This is a genomic window from Aromatoleum sp., from assembly GCF_032027225.1.
In the GTDB taxonomy this organism is placed as follows: domain Bacteria; phylum Pseudomonadota; class Gammaproteobacteria; order Burkholderiales; family Rhodocyclaceae; genus Aromatoleum.
In genome coordinates this window covers 60,493-77,281 of record NZ_JAVSMM010000005.1, presented here as the reverse complement: position 1 = coordinate 77,281, position 16,789 = coordinate 60,493, and the positions used below count along the sequence as shown (strand labels likewise).

Here is a 16,789-nt window from a genome sequence, read left to right as displayed (position 1 = left end):
TCGGATCGGGCATGCCGCCTCCTCCTCGCGTTGCAGTTGTCGACCGGACGGGCACGCCGGTTCGCCGCCCGCTCCCTGAAAACCGCTTCAGTGGCCGACCGCCGGCGCGCGCAATCGCACCACGTGCCGGCCGTGGAGCAGGTAGAACGCTCCCGCGCACAGGACGGCCAGCGCGGCCATGCCCCAGTACAGATTGCGGTAACCCATCTCCGAGATCATCAGCCCGAGGAGATAAGGCCCGAAGCCCAGGCTGGCATCGAGGAAGATGAAAAACGTCGATGTCGCCATGCCCATGCGTTGGGGAGCGACGACCTTCACGGAAACCGCGTACAGCGCCGACTGCAGGTTGCCGAATCCCAAGCCGATCAATGCCGCGGCCGTCAGCAGCGTTACCGCGGTGTGCGCGTTCGCGAGCAGGATCATTCCGAGCGCGAGGAGCACGCAGCACGGATAGACCACGATGGCCGATCCCTTCCGGTCGATCAGCCGGCCGGTTAGCGGGCGCGTGCACAGCACCAGCGCCGAATACACGATGAAGAAGAAGCTCGCCGCCGTGACGAGGCCGAGCTCCGCGGCATATGCGTTGATGAAGGCCAGCACGCTCGCGTAGCAAAGCCCGGCGAGGAAGGTCACCAAGGCCACCGGAACCGCCCGCGACTCGAGCAGCCGGCCGAAGGAAAATTCGAAGCCGCGGTTTTTCCGGTGCGCGGCGTCGAGCTCGGGAACCTTCAGCCAGGTGGCCGCCACCAGACCGATCACGGCAATCGCGATGCAGGACGCGAAAATCCAGTCGAAGCCCGCATGCTGCAGCAGCCACAGGCCCAGGAAAGGGCCGATCGCTGAGGACACGGTGGTGCTGAGGCTGAAGTGGCCGACGCCTTCCGCCTTGCGGTCGGGCGGAATGATATGTGCGACTGCGGTGCCGGCAGCCGTGCTCCCCACGCCGAGCGCGAGCCCGTGCAGGAAGCGCACGACGATCAACGTCCCGACGGAATCGCTGAGGAAATACAGGCAGGTGGTCAGCGCAAAGGCTGCGGCCCCGAGGATCAGGGTCCGTTTCCGGCCGATGACGTCGACCAGCTGGCCGATGACGAGCCGCCCCAGCAGGGTGCCGACGACGAAGATGCCGGCGACGAGCCCCGCCTCGCTCAACGACGAACCGTAGGCCTCGACGGCATAGGCGCCGACCACCACGATCAGCATGTAGAACACGAGGGCAAGAAGGGAATTCACGCCCGAGACGATCAGGAAGTCGCGGGTCCAGAGAGGTGACGATTGCATGTTGGGGAGAGTGTGTGTTTGTGATTGTTATTTGAGATTGCCGAGCAGTTGCCCGAAGACCGCGACCGTCTGTTTCAGTGCAGTGGCGTCGATGCCGGCCGTCGCCTGTCGTTCGAGCGCGGTGATCTTCCCGCGGCATTCGGAATAGATGCGCAAGCCTTCTTCGGTCAGCGCAACCGACTTCTCGCGCCGGTCGTTTCCCGGAGCGCAGCTCAGGTAACCCAGCTCCTCGAGACGTTGCACGCGCCGCGTGACGCCGGGCTTCTCGATGCCGTAGTGCTGCGAGATTCCGACGAGCGAGACAGGGGCGTGTTCGTGCAGATAGACCATGACTTGCCACAACGAGTAGGACAGCTCGTAGGGTTGGAGCAGCCGGTTCAACGAGTGGATCAGGGGCCGATAGACCGACAGGTAGGATCTGAAGAAGCCTTGCATGGCGCGTTTTTGATTACCTTGATTAACCGTTAACTTACGCAACTCTAGATCCCGATCCAGCGGCCGTCAATCGCCTCGTCCGGTCGCAAGCTTTCCCGGCGCCGTCGACGCCCCGGCGGCGTGGGCTTCCCGACTGCGTCCGCCGTACGGGCTCGCACGGTTAAATGCCGATCTGCAGCGCGGTGCGGAACAAGCGGTGCGACAATCGCAAGCCTCCTCTCCCGTCGCGAGAATCCAGCCATGAATCACTTACGCACCCGCGCAGTCCATGCCGGCCAGACGCCGGACCCGGAAAACGGCGCGATCTCGACGCCGATCAACCAGACCTCCGCCTTTGCCTACGGCACACTCGCCAACGGCGCCGCGATCTTTGCCGGCGAGGTCGAAGGTTTCCGCTACAGCCGTTTTGCCAACCCGACGGTCAAGGCGCTCGAAGACAAGATCGCGGACCTCGAAGGCGCCGAGGCGGCCGTCGCGTTCAGCAGCGGCACCGCGGCGGCGTCCTCGACAGTGCTGTCGCTGCTCTCCCCGGGCGACGAAATCGTGTTCCTCGGCCCGCTCTACGGTGGAACGGAAAGCCTTTTCAACGCTTTCGGCGGGCGCTTCGGCATACGGATCGTCGACGCGGCGGAACGCGGGCTGGAAGCGAGCCTCTCGCCCGCAACGCGCCTGATCTGGATCGAGACGCTGACCAACCCGACGCTGCACCTGTACGACCTCGCGGCCGTCGCCGCCATCGCGCGGGCGCGCGGCATCGTGACGGTTGCCGACAACACCTTCTGCTCGCCGTGCCTGACGCGTCCGCTCGAACACGGCATCGATCTCGTGATGCATTCGATGACGAAATATCTCGGCGGCCACGGCGACAGCACCGGCGGCGTGCTTGCCGGCCCGCAGCGGCTGATCGCGCCGGTACGCGCGACCGGCATGGGTCACGTGGGCGGAAACCTCGCCCCGCAGGAGGCCTTCCTGATCCTGCGCGGCGTGAAGACCTTGCCCTTGCGCATGGCGGCGCATTGCGAAGGAGCCGCCGAAGTCGCGGCCTTTTTGTCGTCGCACTCCGCGGTCGCCGCAACGCACTACCCGGGCCTCCCGAGCCATCCGCAACACGCGCTCGCGCGGCGGCAGATGGAAGGCAGCTACGGAGGCATCGTGTCGTTCGAACTCGCGCGGGGGACCCGCGACGCCGCCGCGGCCGTGCTGGACAAGCTGAAGCTCTTCACGCAGGCCGTGTCGCTGGGCGACGTAGACAGCCTCGCGTGCCACCCGGCCAGCACGACGCACAGCTGCATCGCGCCCGATGCGCGGGTACGGAGCGGAATCGGCGAGGGTCTGATCCGCCTCAGCGTCGGAATCGAACATCCGCAGGACCTGATCGCGGACCTGCGCGACGCCCTCGACGCGAGCGAAGCGGCCAGCTGACGGCGCCGCAACCGATGCGGAAAATGATGGGTGCGGCCCCGCCGTCGCGGCGATGCCGGAAAATCCTCATTGCAGCCGCATTTCTTCCCCGCGCCTGCGCCCGAGCCGACCCGCGCGCAGGCGTCTGATCGACGGGCGAGCGACGGAAAATGGCCGCGGCGCCAGGGGCCGGGACGCCCCCGCTACACCGCCGCCCCGCCGCCCCGCCGCCCCGCCGGTCAAAGGATGATCGTCAGGCGCCCCTGATCGAAGAGCGTGTTCAGGTCGAGGATGCAGCGCTTCGCCCGGACCTTGATCTCCCCTTCCTGCCGGACGAGCGAGTAGCGGTACTCCCCCATGTACGCGGTCGTCTTGTTCTCCTTCGTGCGCCACACGGTGAAGTTCGCGCGCACGTTCGTGCCGCCGTCCTCCGTCGGTTGGACACGAAAATTCGTCACGAGGTGGCGCGTCTTCGAATGCGGATACTCGCAGTGCGTCTTTTCCTTCATCAGACGGTTCGCGCGCGCTTCGATGCGGTCGAAGCGATCGGCGATCAGAAAGTTCAGGCCGTCCTCGGGCCTGGCGTTGACGGGGTCGATCGCGCCCGGCCCCGTCACTTCGTACACCGCGTCTTTCGTGTACAACTTCGGCCAATCATGCAGGCGCCAGTCGTCGAGAATCTCCGCTTCCTGCACGAGAAAACGTTCGGCGTCCTGTTGCGAAATGGTGGATGAATTCATCGTCCCGTCTCCTCAATCCTTGACTTCGAGGGTGTCGAGACCCCTCACCACGCGATCCCACTGGGTCCAGTAAGCCTGGATCTGCACTTCGTCGTCGGGCCCGCCCTCGCCCTTCAGGCTATCGCCGCACTGCGGGCCGAAGCCCTTCGAATATTCCGACCACTGCATCGACGTGCCTTCGATGCCCTGCTGGCACAGTTCGAGCATCTCGATGTCGTCGGGCGAGCCGAAGCCCGCCGGGCCGAGGAAGGAGATGAAGTTGTCGAGCCTAAGCTTGCGCAGCGCCGGGTCTTCGTTCTTCGGCGCGAGCGCCCACGCGATCACCCGCATCGAATCGTGCGCGACGGGCTCGACGACGCGGATCGTGATCGCGTGGATGTCGTTGATGACGAGGTTCGGGAAGACGATCAGGTTCTTCTGGAAGTTCGCGATGTAGTCGGCGCGCTCGGGCCCGTACTGCTTCTGGAGCCAGGCGTACTTCGCATCGATCGACGGCTTCAGCTCGGCGCCGAACGCGGGAGTCCATTGCGCGACGGGTCGCCCGGTCGGCACGTTCGACTCGAGCAGCGCGTGGCCATTGCCGAGCATGCGGGTACGCCCGCTGGTCGAGAACTTGGCCATCGTGTCCTTCACCTGCTGTACCGCGGCCGGGTTGTCGGCGACGCGCTCGAGCAGGTATTCGACGTAGGTCGCGTGCGTCGGACCGACGTGGTAACCGTCGTAGCTGTTCTCCATCAGGTACTTGTAATTGGCCTTGGTCGAATACGCGAGTTCGCCCTGAAGCACTTCGAGCCCGTCTTCGGCCTGTTCGCACAACTGGTCGAAGGCGTCGCGCGCGCCGTCGAGATAGTCGTACAGGCTGATCGCCTTCGGATTGAAATTGACGAAGTAGAAACCGCGGTAATCCTCGAGGCGCTCGACCGGCGTCAGGTTCAGTCGTCCGTCGCAGTTCTGGTTTTCGCGGTAACCGCTGTCGGCCGAAAACGACATCAGCTTGCCGGTGTTGTTGAACACCCAGCCGTGATACTCGCAGGTGAAGCTCTTGCGGTTGCCCCGCGGCTCGCGCACGACAATCGGTCCGCGGTGCGTGCAGCTGTTGTAGTGCGCGCGGATCTTGCCTTCGCGGTCACGCAGAAAGACCAATTCACGGCCGCCGACGCGGCGCGCGACGTAGTCGTTCTTTTTCGCGACCTCGCTTTCATGCCCGACATACAGCCAGCATTTCGAAAAAATCCGCTCCTTCTCCAGCTCGAATACTTCCGGGCTCTTGTACGCGCTGCGGTGTACCCGGAACACGCCCGCTTCCGGCCTGCGGTCGACGAATCGGAAGTCGCTCAACTTCGCGTGATCTGTGCTTTGCATCGGTCTCGTCTCCTTTGGATGTGTGACGTTCTTGTTTTCGCGCCGTCTGTGCGGCGGTGACGACTCCCCTCGCCATCACGCAACTGCGGAAGCCTCGGGGCTGCCGCCAATTCGCTTAGTCGTTATTAGTTCCATACCGTATGTATTCGTACGGTTAATGAATACTCACCCGTGGTGCCCTGCTCCGTGTTGACCTATGTCAACAAATCGGCGAGTTCTCCCACCTCATCGCGGTGCAAGCCCGGTTCTTTCTCATCGGCATCCCGGAACCCACGGGGACGTCGCGGGGACCAGGAGCGGTTCGCGGCGTGTCCGACGCCGCCGACACTCCGGCGTCACAAAAACCATAATTTTTCTACCCTACGTTATGATTGCATACGACTTAGCGGACCGCTGGCCGCAGGTCGAAGGACCGGTCGGGGCCGATCGCTTCGGTACCCGCTTCCCTACCGTTACGACGGCGCAGCCATCGGTCCGCAGTTCATCAACCACCGCGGAGAAACGAGGAGGAACAGGAGCAAATGCGTACGCAAATCTGTGAAATGTTGGGGATTGACTTTCCCCTGTTCGCGTTCAGCCATTGCCGGGACGTGGTCGTCGCGGTCAGCAAGGCGGGCGGCTTCGGCGTGTTCGGAGCGTCGAACGGCAACGTGACCCCGGAGCAGCTCAAGATCGAGCTCGACTGGATCGATGCGCACATCGACGGCAAGCCCTACGGGCTCGACCTCGCGATTCCCGAGAACATGGACAACAAGGGTGACGTGCACCAGACCAGCAACACGCTGGCGGCGCAGATCCCCGAGGAGCACAAGCAGTTCGTCGACAGGCTTCTGACGCAGTACGGCGTCAATACGAAGACCCCGGTGCGGGCGGACGAGGACCGGGAAATAAGCCACTTCCTCGATACCGCGGAGCGGCTCGTGGACGAGGGCTTGCGGCATCCGATCCGCTTGTTCGTCAACGCGCTCGGGCGTCCGCCACAGTTCCTGATCGACAAGTCGCATGCCAAGGGCGTTGCGGTGGGCGCACTCGTGGGCTCGAAGGAGCATGCCTTGCGTCAGCTCGAGGCCGGCGTGGACGTGATCGTTGCCCAAGGCACCGAAGCGGCCGCGCATTGCGGCGAGGTCTCAACGATGGTGCTGCTGCCGGAAGTCGTCAGAGCCGTCCAGGCGGTGCGCCCAGTGCCCGTCCTTGCGGCGGGCGGAATCGTGACCGGTAGCCAGATGCTCGCGGCGATGGCGATGGGGGCAGACGGCGTATGGACTGGGTCGGTATGGCTGCCGACGATCGAATCGGACGTCTCGCCGGCGGTTCAGGAACGACTGGTCGCGGCGCGCTCGCGCGACACGATCCGGTCGCGGGCGATGACCGGAAAGATGGCGCGCCAGTTGCGCTCCGGATGGAATGCGGCGTGGGAGGGGCCGGAAAGCCCGGGCCCGCTCCCGATGCCGTACCAGTTCCTGCTGACCGACCGCGCGTTCCAGCAGATCGAAAAGTCCGTGCAGGGCGGAAACGACAAGGCGCGCGAACTTCTGACCGAAGGCGTCGGCCAGGGTGTCGGTCTCATCGACGGCATCAAGTCGGCGCGCACGGTCGTCCAGGAGTTCATGGAGGATTTCGCACGAGCGCTGGAGCGGACTCACCGCTTCGCGGAGTGAAGACGCCGGCCGCGCCTCCGGAACCTTTCTATCGAGTTGCCGGGGCGCGGACATCCGGCCATTGGACAACGCGACGCCCGTCCCTTCGGGCGCCGTCATCGCCCGATCCGCATCGCCCCGCGGGGAGTCGAAGCAATCCCACCGCGCCGGCGACGCGGCGGACCGCCCCTTGATCATCGAGGAGAAACTCCAGAATGAATGAAGCTCACCGAAAGATCGTCGAAGCCTACTATCCCTCCCTCTACTCGCGCCGCTGCGACGACGCGATCGCGCAATATCTCGCCGACGACTACGTCGAGCACCAGTACACGACGGGCTTCAACAAGGCGGGCTTGGCCGAGTACGTGAAGGGACGGCTGCGTGACTATCCGGAGCATCAGATCGTCATTCACCATGTCCTCGGCGAAGGCGACTTCATTTTCCTGCTCGTGGAGGAAAAGCTGGGGGGCAATCTCGACGTCGCCCGCGCCGAGCTCTTTCGGCTCCAGGACGATCGGATCGTCGAGCATTGGGGCAGCCACGTCGTAGACGAAAAGAACCGCAAGAACACCAACGGCACTTTCGACGGCGCGCAGGTCGATCGCAGTGTCGATTACGCGCAAAAGCATCGCACACGCTTCGAGACGCTGGATCTCGAAGGCTTCAACGAGCAGCAACTCGAAAGCTTTTTCGTGAGCCGCACGCCCGAATACAAGCAGCACAGCCCGAAGGGCGGCGATGGCTTGAGCGGACTGGTCGACCTGTTGGCGAGGATGAAGGGAGACGGCATCAAGATGACGATGCAGCCGCAGCGCACGCTGGCGGACGGAGACTTTCTCGTGTGCCATCGGCTCTACGACACGACGCCCAAGCACCCCCTCGTCAATCGCATCAACACCTTCGACATGTTCCGCCTCAATGCGGACGGCAAAGCGGTCGAGCATTGGGACGTGATGGAGGACATTGGCTCGGATGAACTGCTCGAAAAGGTGCTCTGACGAATGAAAACGGGGCGTGAAGCGGCCCCGTCCGGAACATGTTCGGATTTCGTGCCCGTCGACTTCATCCGAAGGCGACGGGCACGGACCCTGGCGGATCGCTCAGATCGAACGCCCGACGAGCACGCGCATGATCTCAGCGGTGCCCGCGAAGATGCGGTGCAGGCGCGCGGCCGTGTAGAGCCTCGAGACGATGTACTCGTCCATGTAGCCCGAACCGCCGTGCAGTTGCACGCACTGGTCGATGATGCGGCCTTCCATCTCCGTGTACCACATCTTCGCCATCGCGCACTGAAGCACGTCGAGCTCGCCGGTCGCCTTGTAGTCGCGGATCATCTTGTCGAGGAAGGCCTGCGCGATCGTCAGCTCAGTCTTGATTTCGGCGAGCTTGAAGCGCGTGTTCTGGAAATCGATGATCGGCTGGCCAAAGGCCTTACGGTTCTTCACGAATTCGACGGTCTCGTGATAGGCGCGGGTCGCCGCCGCGTGACCGATGATCGGCCACATGATGCGGTCCATGTTCACGCCGCCGAGCATGATCTTCATGCCATCGCCTTCGTTGCCCATCAGGTTCGTAACCGGCACGCGTACGTTGTCGAAGAAGAGCTCGCCCGTGTCCGACGCGTTGCAGCCCATCTTCTTCAGCGCACGGCCGCGACGGAAACCCGGGCGATCCGCTTCGACGATGATCACCGAGACGCCCTTCGCACCGAGTTCCGGGTTCGTCTTGCAGCCGACCATGAAGATCGCGGCGTCCAGGAAGTTCGAGATGAATGTCTTCGAGCCGTTGATCACGTACTCGTCGCCATCGCGCACCGCGGTGGTGCGGGTCGCCGCCACGTCGCTGCCACTATCCGGCTCGGTGATCGCGAGGCCCACGCGGACTTCGCCCTTGACGACTCCCGGCATCCATTTGCGCCTCTGCTCTTCGGTGCCGGCACGGCACAGAATCTCGCCGCAGCCGTCACCGATGAACGCCGGTCCGATCGTCGCGCCGGCGACGCTGTAGCCGATCTCCTGCGCCACCACAAGCCGATACAGGAAGTCGCCGCCCGGGCCGCCGTACGCTTCGGGAATGTCCATGCCGAGGACGCCGGCCTTGGCGGCCCTGATCCAGAACTCCGGCGGAATGTGGTGCGCTTCGGTCCAGCGGTCGACGTTCGGCTCGACCTCCTCTTTCAGAAAGCGCCGGAAGGTGTTGCGAAAGGCTTCGTGCTCCTCGCTGAAGAGCGATGCGTCGTAAGGGTAGCTCACGTTGTCTCCTCTCTGGGTGGTGCGCTTCGTACAAACGAAACGACCATCGCACGATAACATAACGTAGTGTATCGTACGACTATTCCCAGCTAAAAACCATTGCAAAGGAGACGGAAGATGCGGACCGAGGCCGAACACAAGGCACGCGTACTCAACCTCTATCGCAATGTGCTCGCCGTCGGCGATGCGCGCCCGCTCGACGATCTGGTGTCCCCCGATTACATGCCGCACTGCGCGCCACTGGCCGATGTACCGGTCCTGGAGTCGGGGCTCGACGCGCTGCGCTCACGCATTCAAGGGCGCGGACCGACGCCACATCGCTTGTACCGCGTGGTCGCCGATGGCGACCTCGTGTTCGCGCAAGTGCGCTACACGGAAGGGTCGGCGGTCGCGGGAACCGACATCTTCCGTTTCGACGCGTCGGGGCGAATCGTCGAGCATTGGAACTCGCGTCAACACATCCCGCGCGACGACGCGCGCGGCGTGGACCGCTTCGAAGGCGGCGGCGATCCTTCGCTGCCGACGCCCCCCGAACGACGACGCGAGATGAAGCGCATCATGACCGACGTGTTGCTCGAAATGTGGGGCAAGGGCAACGCGGATCTCGTGCCCGTCTTTTACGACGAGTCCTACGTCCAGCACAACCCGGACATGCCCGGCGGATACGCGCGCATTCGCGAGATCGTGGAGACCGAGATCCCCAAATACATCGAGCTCACCGGCGGGCCCTACCCTGTCGACATCCACCGCATGGGCGCCGAAGGCGATCTGATCTGCATCCACTACAGCATCTTCATGGCCGGCATCGACCGCAATGCGGGCGCAAAGGCGACGAATACCGACATCTTCCGCATCGACGAACACAACCGGATGATCGAGCACTGGGACGTGCTGCAGATGAAAGGTGAACCGCTTCCGAACGACCGGACGCTGTTCTGACGACACGTCGGACGTCTTCCGGACGCGGCGACGTCTCTGCAGCACGAGGCTTCCACAGCGCAGAGCCAGCCGGAACCATTGCCGCGCCTCGATACGCGGTTGCGGCCGACCGCGGAGACGCCCACGCGAGAGCGGCAGGCGGTCAGCCCTTTATGCGGTCATTGGATGACGGCAGGGGGTCCCGCGAAAGCCTCAACCCCGGCGACCCTTGAAATCCGCGTGCGCCAAACTGCGCACGGGTGCGTTCCTACGCGGGCACGACGCCGCGACGGTGCGCACCGCCGGAAGAAAGGTTGACAGGCGACGCCTGCCCGGATCGATCCCGCCCGGCGGAAACGATCCGTTGGGAGGTTCGGCGCTCAGTGTCCTGAAGCCGCCGCGAAGACGCGGTGAACCGACACGTCTCCGGCAATGACCAAGCCCTCACAGTGCGCCCCGCCCGCCCGGCATCCCTGCGGGCCCGAGAACGCCGTCGAGGATCTCGTTCCGCCCGCGTCGATAAATTCGAGCAAGCCGAGCCCGGCGCAGACTGCGCCCACGATGAACAACTTGACCATTTGTCTCTCTCCGCTTGGTCTGTGGTCCTACGGACCTTGTATTTGTATGTCGGTCTGCATCCTCACTACCCGGCAGACTCTTGAACGCATTCTAGGTCGGCGCACTCGCGCTTTGAACTACCCGGTTTCATGGATTCTTCAATAATTTTTTCTATCAATACGATATTGAAGCGTACGGCAAGCGGGCGGCGCGAGAAGGCTAGGAGTCTGCGCGGCAGAAGCCAAGCGTCGGTGAGGTAAGCCCTCCCTGGCGTGTCGGGGCCGGTAGACTGTTGAGATGACGAGCTATCTGCCCTATTGCCCTCAGCAGCAGATGCTGCTGCCCCAGGCGCTGCAGGAGTGGCTACCCGAAGGCCACCTGGCGTACTTCATTAGCGACGCGGTCGACGGATTGGACCTGAGCGCGTTCCACGCCCGGTATGCCGGGGGCGGACCGCGCAACCAGCCGTTTCATCCGGCCATGATGGTCAAGGTGCTGCTGTATGCGTACGCCACGGGCGTGTTCAGCTCGCGCAAGATCGCGCGCAAGCTGCACGAGGATGTGGCGTTGCGGGTGCTGGCGGCGGGCAACTTCCCGGCCCACCGCACGCTCAGCGACTTTCGCGCTGTCCACTTGAAGGAGCTGAGCGAGTTGTTCGTGCAGGTGGTGCGACTGGCTCGCGAGATGGGGCTGGTGAAGCTCGGGACGGTAGCCATCGACGGCACCAAGGTCAAGGCGAACGCCAGTCGCCACAAGGCGATGAGTTACGGCCACATGGTGAAGGCGGAGGCCGAATTGAAACGGCAGATCGAGGCGCTGCTCAATCGGGCCAAGGCCGCCGACGACGCCGAGAGGAACGAGCCCGAGCTGGATGTGCCGGCCGAGATTGCGCGGCGCGAGGCGCGGCTGACGGCGATTGCCGAAGCCCGGGCGCGGCTCGAGCAGCGCCAGCGCGAGGCCGATCAGGCGCGCGGGCGCAGCGACGATGACGACCGCCGTCCGCGCGGCGGTGACGGCAAACCGAAGGGTGGGCGCTACAAGCGCGACTTCGGGGTGCCCGAGGACAAGGCACAGGAGAACTTCACGGATCCAGACAGCCGCATCATGAAGCGCGCCGGCGGCGGGTTCGATCCGAGCTACAACGCCCAGACGGCGGTCGACGAGACCGCCCACATCATCGTGGCGGCCGAACTGACCAACAACGCCAGCGACGCCGGGCTACTGCCGGGGATGTTGCAGCTCGTGCGCGACACCCTCGCGCAGCGCCCGCGCCAGGCGCTGGCCGACACCGGCTACCGCTCGGGGCAGACGTTCCGGGAGCTCGACGGCTGCGGGACCGAACTGGTGGTAGCGCTGGGCCGGGAAGGCAAGCGCCGACTCGGTTTCGACCGTGAACGCAATCCGCACACCGCGCAGATGGCCGAAAAGCTCGACAGCGAGGCGGGCAAGACGGCCTACCGAAAACGGAAATGGATCGCCGAACCGCCCAACGGCTGGATCAAGAACGTGTTGGGATTCCGGCAGTTCAGCCTGCGGGGCCTGGAGCGCGTCAGAGCGGAGTGGAAGCTCGTCTGTATGGCGCTGAACCTGCGCAGGATGAGCGCATTGAGGACGGCATGACGGGAAAGGGGCGCAAACCTGTCCCCCTTCCCGTCCGGCACGGGCGCAGCACCGTCGCAAAGCAACTCAACCACGGCCGCAGTCTCTTCCCGCACCTCTCGCTTCGCCGATCCTTCTGCTAAAACCCACTCTCTGGAGTTCTGCCGCGCAGACTCCTAGGCGCCGATGTCCGGTGCTGACGGGAAAAAGGGGCAACAGACGGACGCGCTTTTCCGTCGCGTCCTTTCTCGCCTCGAGGCATGGTGGCCGGTCGTGCGCGAGCCGTCCTGTCGCGAATGCGACCCCGAACGCCCGCCGGCGTGCGAAGTCGCTCGACGTTGGAACGCTCACGAAGTCGTCCGCCGTCGGATCAGGCCGCTTCCGGCTCCAGCCGGAATCCGGCATGCCGACTCACCACGAAGGGGTCGTACTTTGCGACTGCGGCGGCCGCGTCGGCGGGTAGTTCGCCGAGGAACTCGGTGATCATCGACGCGTGCGCGAGCACCTTTTCGTGGGCGTCGTGGGCGTTGCGCATATGCGCGAACATGCCCTGCGTATCGGCATACGTATCCATCACAACGCACTGCAACTGCGCCTCGTCGCAGAACCAGTCGTAGCGCAATGTGCCGGGATCGCTGTCGCGCACGACCGCGAGGAGCTCCGCCCCGCACGCCTTGAACGCCTCCAGCTCGCCGTCGCGGATGTCGAAGCGGGTATAGATCTCGATCCCGTCCGGCTTGCGCGCGCCGACCACCGGCTGCGGCTGACCGTCCTTCAGGCCGCGGACGAACCTGAACATGCGCGGATTCTCGTCCGCGAGCACCGCGCGCGCCCGGCCCGACAATTCGCCGAACACCTCGAACACGCCGGCCGAAGACGTCGACCGCACTCCCCGCCAGGCCTCCTCCGCCCGCTCCCGGTGTGCGAGGAGCGCGTCTTCGTCGCGATACACCGTCATCGCGACTGCCTCGCCGCGCTCCTCGCTGATGAACCAGTCGCACCGCAGCACGTCGCCCGCCTCGCGCGCCGCGTCGACGATTCGACTTGCATGCCGCTTGAACGCTTCGAGCCGGCCTTCCTGAATCCGGCATCTCGCGTGTGTCTCGATCCCTGCCATTCCGCTCCCCCTTTTCTGTCGATGTTTCGCGGTCCGCGCGAAGCGCGCTCAGACCGCGTCGTCCCCGGCGATCCTGATCAAGCGCTTGCCGAGGTTGTCGCCGCGGTACAGGCCGGCGATCGCATCCGGCGCCTGCTCGATGCCGTCGAGAATGTCCTCGCGATAGCGGAGGCGCCCCTGCTTGATCCATTCGGCCAGCGCCGTCCGCGCCTCGTCGTAGCGGTCGGCATGGTCGAAGATCACGAAGCCCTGCATCCGCGCGCGTTTGACGAGCAGCGTGCGCTCGACCCGCGGCCCGAGCGGCACCGGATTCCAGTTCGCGATCGACGCGGTGCCGCAGACGACGACGCGCGCGCCGACCGCGAGGCGCTTCAGCACCGCGTCGCTGATCTCGCCGCCGGTATTGTCGAAATACACGTCGACGCCGTTCGGGCACGTTTCGGCGAGCTTCGCGTCGAGGTCGCCGGCGCGGTAATCGATCGCCACGTCGTAGCCGAATGCGTCGCGGCACAGCCGGACCTTCTCCGCGCCGCCGGCGATGCCGACGGTCCGGCAGCCCTTGATCTTCGCGATCTGCCCGACGCACGAACCGACCGCACCCGCCGCCGTCGAGACGACGACGGTTTCGCCGGCCTTCGGCTGTCCGATGTCGAGCAACGCGAGATAAGCCGTGAGCCCGTTCAGCCCGAGCACGCCGAGCGCGGACGACACCGGGATGGTGGTATCCGCGATGCGACGCTGCACCGCGGCGCCGTCGACGACCGCGTAGTCCTGCCAGCCGAAGAGCCCGATGACCCAGTCACCGGGCGCGAAGTCCGGATGACGCGATTCGACGACACGCCCGACCGCGAAACTGCGCATCACGCCGCCGAGCGGGACGGGCTCCGAGTAGTTCGCCTCGCTACTGACCCAGCCACGCATCGCGGGCTCGACCGACAGAAAGACGTTGCGGATCAGCACCTGGCCCTCGCCCGGTGCGACCACCGGCGTGTCGACGATCTCGAAGTGCTCCGCCTGCGGGATTCCGGCGGGACGCGATTTCAGCCGCACCTGCCGGTTGCACCGGTCGCGCAGCGCGGCGGCCATCACGCGACACCCCGCCCGCTGAGGCCCCCGGCCGGCGCCTGATCCTGGAAGCCGTAGCGCGGATAGCTGCCGTTGAGGAACACCTCGATCTGCGCGCGGCCCTTCAGCACGCGGCCATCGGGGGTCGTGGTCGTGAAGCGGGCGAGGTGCTCGACGCCGAACACCTTCCGCGTCTCTCCCGAGCCCGGGAAGGTGTGGTCGCACGGCTGCACCGAGAAATCGAACTCGTCCCACTCCATCGCCGGGTTCGCCGGGCCATGGTAGGTGTGGATCGTGCCGCCGTCCGTCCACGCGCCGACGTGATAGCCGACCTGCCCGAGCACGTGCGGTGGCAGCGGCACGTCGAAGGTATGCCGCCATTCGCCGCCGTTCTCGTCGGTCAGGACGAGCTCGCCCCCGGTGAGCGAGCGCGTGCCCGGCGCGAACTTCAGTTCGTGGCGATGCGCGACGAGCTTCAGCTGCTCGCCGTCCCAGCCGAAATTGACCCAGCCTTCGAAAGGCGTGCCGAACGCGTCGTTGAGCACGACGTTCTCGCCGTTCGGGCCTTCGTGGAAGTGGAAATACGACGAGCACCCCTCGCTTTCGAGGAAGCACGAAAAGCGCAGCGCGCGCGGGATCTCCGGCGGCGGTGCCGGGGGCAGCCAGTGCGCCGCGCCGGACAACGGCGGGCGGCTCTCGTACAGGCCCCACGAGCGATCCCGCACCGCGCCCCACGGCGACTCGTTCATGTCGTAGCGCTTGCCGTCGATCTCGATCCAGCCGGTCGCGACGCCGACCTGGTTGTAACGGCTCTGGTCGGTCGTGAAGCGGCCGTTCCGGACCGCGCGATGGTGGGCCGAAAGATGCGGCCGCGCGAGGCCGGTCCAGACGATGTCGTAGCTCATGCCCGACTCGTTCGGCTCGAGCACGAGCCGCAGCTTCTTCAAGGGTTCGAGGAACTCGTAGCGCAGCGGCCCGACCGCCGTGCTGAAGTCGTCCCGCCACACGCGGCTCAGGCGCAGCGTGCGCTGGACGCCGCGCACGTTGATCGAGCTGTGCGCCCCGAGCACGTTGCTGTTCGGCGCGATCCGCATGCCGTTGAGCATGAAGATCCCGTGCTCGATGCTGTACACGGCGAAGTAGTAGCCGTCGTCCCACGAGTAGTCGCTCGACGGCACGTAGCTCATCGGGTACGGCGTGGAGTGCACCGGATATTCGTCGTACGGCGTCAGCGGCATTTTTTCGAACTCTTGTTCGGGCATCTCTCGTCTCTCCATGAGGTCCTGCCGTCCGTTCGGCACCGTGGCCGGCGGCGGAAGGTATCGGTTCAAGTCGTCGCGCCGGACGGTGTCGCCCGGTACGCGGAGGTGGTCAGCACGATCCGTCCCGTCGCCCGCCGCTCGGCCATCGAGCGCAGCGCCGCCGGGGCCTGCGCGAGCGGCAGGACTTCGCTGATCGTCGGCCGCAGACAGCCGGCCAGGTACCAGTCGAACAGGCGCTTCATCGCGTCGGGGATGCGCCCGGGCAGCCGCACCTCGTCGCCGGAAAACTGGATGCCGATGATGTCGGCGTTCTTGAACAGCAGCGGACCGAGCGGCAGGTTCGGCACGCCGGCCGCGAAACCGACCGACACGTAGCGCCCTTCCCAGCCAAGCGCGCGCAACGCCGGTTCGGCGTAGCTGCCCCCGACGCCGTCGAAGACGACGTGGTAGCCGGCATCCGGATGCACGCTGCTGACCTCGCCGACGGACATCGGCGTCGCGTCCGCGCGCCTCGCGTTCGCGAGCAGTTCCGCGGCGAAGGCTTTTTGTGCCGGCACGTCGAGCGGCCCGCGCGGGTAGCGCACCAGCGCGTCCGCGCCGTGCTCCTTCGCGAGCGCGAGCTTGTCGTCGGAGGACGCGGCCGCGACGACGCGCGCACCGAGCGCCTTGGCGAGCTGCACCGCCGCGATGCCCGCGCCGCCCCCCGCACCGAGCACCAGCAGGATCTCGCCCGCCGCGAGCCGCGCGCGATCCTGCAGCGAATAGCGCACGGTGTTCGCGGCGACATAGAACGCGCCCGCGTCGAGCATGTCCATCGCATCCGGAATCGGCGCCAGCTCGTCGTCTTCGAACAGCACTTCTTCCGCATAGGTGCCATGCGTCTTCGTGCCGAGCACGCGCTGGCCCGGCCGCAGCCGCGTCACGCCGGCGCCCACCTGCAGCACCACTCCCGCACCCTCGACGCCCGGAATCATCGGGAAATGGCGCTTGAGCTGCGACCGCCCCTCGATCGCCAGCACGTCGGTGAAGTTCACGCCGATCGCGTGCGTCCCGACCAGCACCTGACCGGGTCCCGGCAGCGGTCTCGGCAGATCCTCGACAGTGAGAGTTTCGGGCGGCCCGAATCCGTGGCAAACGACGGCCTTCATTCGTGTCTCCTTCC

The 16,789-nt window shown here is 65.5% G+C and carries 15 protein-coding genes; 5 read left to right on the top strand and 10 right to left on the bottom strand.

Annotated features, from left to right (window positions below; all coding sequences use genetic code 11):
- Positions 1–87 precede the first annotated feature (87 nt).
- Both ROZ37_RS07785 and ROZ37_RS07780 read right to left on the bottom strand, forming a co-directional pair.
- Positions 88–1,281 carry an MFS transporter gene (locus ROZ37_RS07785; RefSeq protein WP_312658703.1) on the bottom strand — a complete coding sequence of 398 codons (1,194 nt, stop codon included), beginning with the start codon at positions 1,279–1,281 and terminating at the stop codon, positions 88–90.
- 27 nt (positions 1,282–1,308) lie between these two features.
- Positions 1,309–1,716 carry a MarR family transcriptional regulator gene (locus ROZ37_RS07780; protein WP_312658702.1) on the bottom strand — a complete coding sequence of 136 codons (408 nt, stop codon included), beginning with the start codon at positions 1,714–1,716 and terminating at the stop codon, positions 1,309–1,311.
- Positions 1,717–1,956: 240 nt separating this feature from the next.
- Between ROZ37_RS07780 and ROZ37_RS07775 the strand changes: the two genes are divergently transcribed.
- Positions 1,957–3,138, top strand: coding sequence for a PLP-dependent aspartate aminotransferase family protein (locus ROZ37_RS07775; RefSeq protein WP_312658701.1), 1,182 nt, complete (start codon positions 1,957–1,959; stop codon positions 3,136–3,138).
- Between the two features lie 218 nt (positions 3,139–3,356).
- Here the strand turns inward: ROZ37_RS07775 and ROZ37_RS07770 are convergent, their stop codons facing one another.
- Both ROZ37_RS07770 and ROZ37_RS07765 read right to left on the bottom strand, forming a co-directional pair.
- Positions 3,357–3,857: an aromatic-ring-hydroxylating dioxygenase subunit beta gene (locus ROZ37_RS07770; RefSeq protein ID WP_312658700.1), complete on the bottom strand. Its 501-nt coding sequence runs from the start codon at positions 3,855–3,857 to the stop codon at positions 3,357–3,359.
- 12 nt (positions 3,858–3,869) lie between these two features.
- The gene (locus tag ROZ37_RS07765; protein ID WP_312658699.1) at positions 3,870–5,219 is read right to left on the bottom strand and encodes an aromatic ring-hydroxylating dioxygenase subunit alpha; all 1,350 of its coding nucleotides are present in this window, start codon (positions 5,217–5,219) and stop codon (positions 3,870–3,872) included.
- Between the two features lie 521 nt (positions 5,220–5,740).
- Between ROZ37_RS07765 and ROZ37_RS07760 the strand changes: the two genes are divergently transcribed.
- A complete protein-coding gene (locus tag ROZ37_RS07760; RefSeq protein ID WP_312658696.1) occupies positions 5,741–6,877 on the top strand; it encodes a nitronate monooxygenase family protein in 1,137 nt (378 codons plus the stop codon).
- Positions 6,878–7,071: 194 nt separating this feature from the next.
- Positions 7,072–7,854, top strand: coding sequence for a nuclear transport factor 2 family protein (locus ROZ37_RS07755; protein WP_312658694.1), 783 nt, complete (start codon positions 7,072–7,074; stop codon positions 7,852–7,854).
- A 102-nt stretch (positions 7,855–7,956) separates the two neighbouring features.
- Here the strand turns inward: ROZ37_RS07755 and ROZ37_RS07750 are convergent, their stop codons facing one another.
- Positions 7,957–9,108, bottom strand: a complete 1,152-nt coding sequence (locus tag ROZ37_RS07750; protein ID WP_312658692.1) for an acyl-CoA dehydrogenase family protein — start codon at positions 9,106–9,108, stop codon at positions 7,957–7,959.
- Positions 9,109–9,225: 117 nt separating this feature from the next.
- On the opposite strand from ROZ37_RS07750, the gene ROZ37_RS07745 reads away from it, so the two are divergent.
- Positions 9,226–10,047, top strand: a complete 822-nt coding sequence (locus tag ROZ37_RS07745) for a nuclear transport factor 2 family protein (RefSeq protein WP_312658690.1) — start codon at positions 9,226–9,228, stop codon at positions 10,045–10,047.
- 359 nt (positions 10,048–10,406) lie between these two features.
- Here ROZ37_RS07745 and ROZ37_RS07740 read toward each other — a convergent pair whose 3' ends face one another.
- The gene (locus ROZ37_RS07740; RefSeq protein WP_312658688.1) at positions 10,407–10,604 is read right to left on the bottom strand and encodes a hypothetical protein; all 198 of its coding nucleotides are present in this window, start codon (positions 10,602–10,604) and stop codon (positions 10,407–10,409) included.
- 277 nt (positions 10,605–10,881) lie between these two features.
- On the opposite strand from ROZ37_RS07740, the gene ROZ37_RS07735 reads away from it, so the two are divergent.
- The gene (locus ROZ37_RS07735) at positions 10,882–12,204 is read left to right on the top strand and encodes an IS1182 family transposase (protein ID WP_312658687.1); all 1,323 of its coding nucleotides are present in this window, start codon (positions 10,882–10,884) and stop codon (positions 12,202–12,204) included.
- Positions 12,205–12,553: 349 nt separating this feature from the next.
- On the opposite strand, the gene ROZ37_RS07730 is transcribed toward ROZ37_RS07735, so the two are convergent.
- The 4 genes from ROZ37_RS07730 to ROZ37_RS07715 form a co-directional block, all read right to left on the bottom strand.
- Positions 12,554–13,300: an antibiotic biosynthesis monooxygenase gene (locus ROZ37_RS07730; protein ID WP_312658685.1), complete on the bottom strand. Its 747-nt coding sequence runs from the start codon at positions 13,298–13,300 to the stop codon at positions 12,554–12,556.
- Between the two features lie 48 nt (positions 13,301–13,348).
- The gene (locus tag ROZ37_RS07725; RefSeq protein WP_312658684.1) at positions 13,349–14,386 is read right to left on the bottom strand and encodes an NADP-dependent oxidoreductase; all 1,038 of its coding nucleotides are present in this window, start codon (positions 14,384–14,386) and stop codon (positions 13,349–13,351) included.
- Positions 14,386–15,627: a hypothetical protein gene (locus ROZ37_RS07720; protein WP_312658683.1), complete on the bottom strand. Its 1,242-nt coding sequence runs from the start codon at positions 15,625–15,627 to the stop codon at positions 14,386–14,388. Before ROZ37_RS07720 ends, ROZ37_RS07725 begins: the two co-directional genes overlap by 1 nt.
- 65 nt (positions 15,628–15,692) lie before the next feature.
- Positions 15,693–16,775 carry an NADPH:quinone oxidoreductase family protein gene (locus tag ROZ37_RS07715; protein WP_312658682.1) on the bottom strand — a complete coding sequence of 361 codons (1,083 nt, stop codon included), beginning with the start codon at positions 16,773–16,775 and terminating at the stop codon, positions 15,693–15,695.
- Between the last annotated feature and the right edge of the window lie 14 nt (positions 16,776–16,789).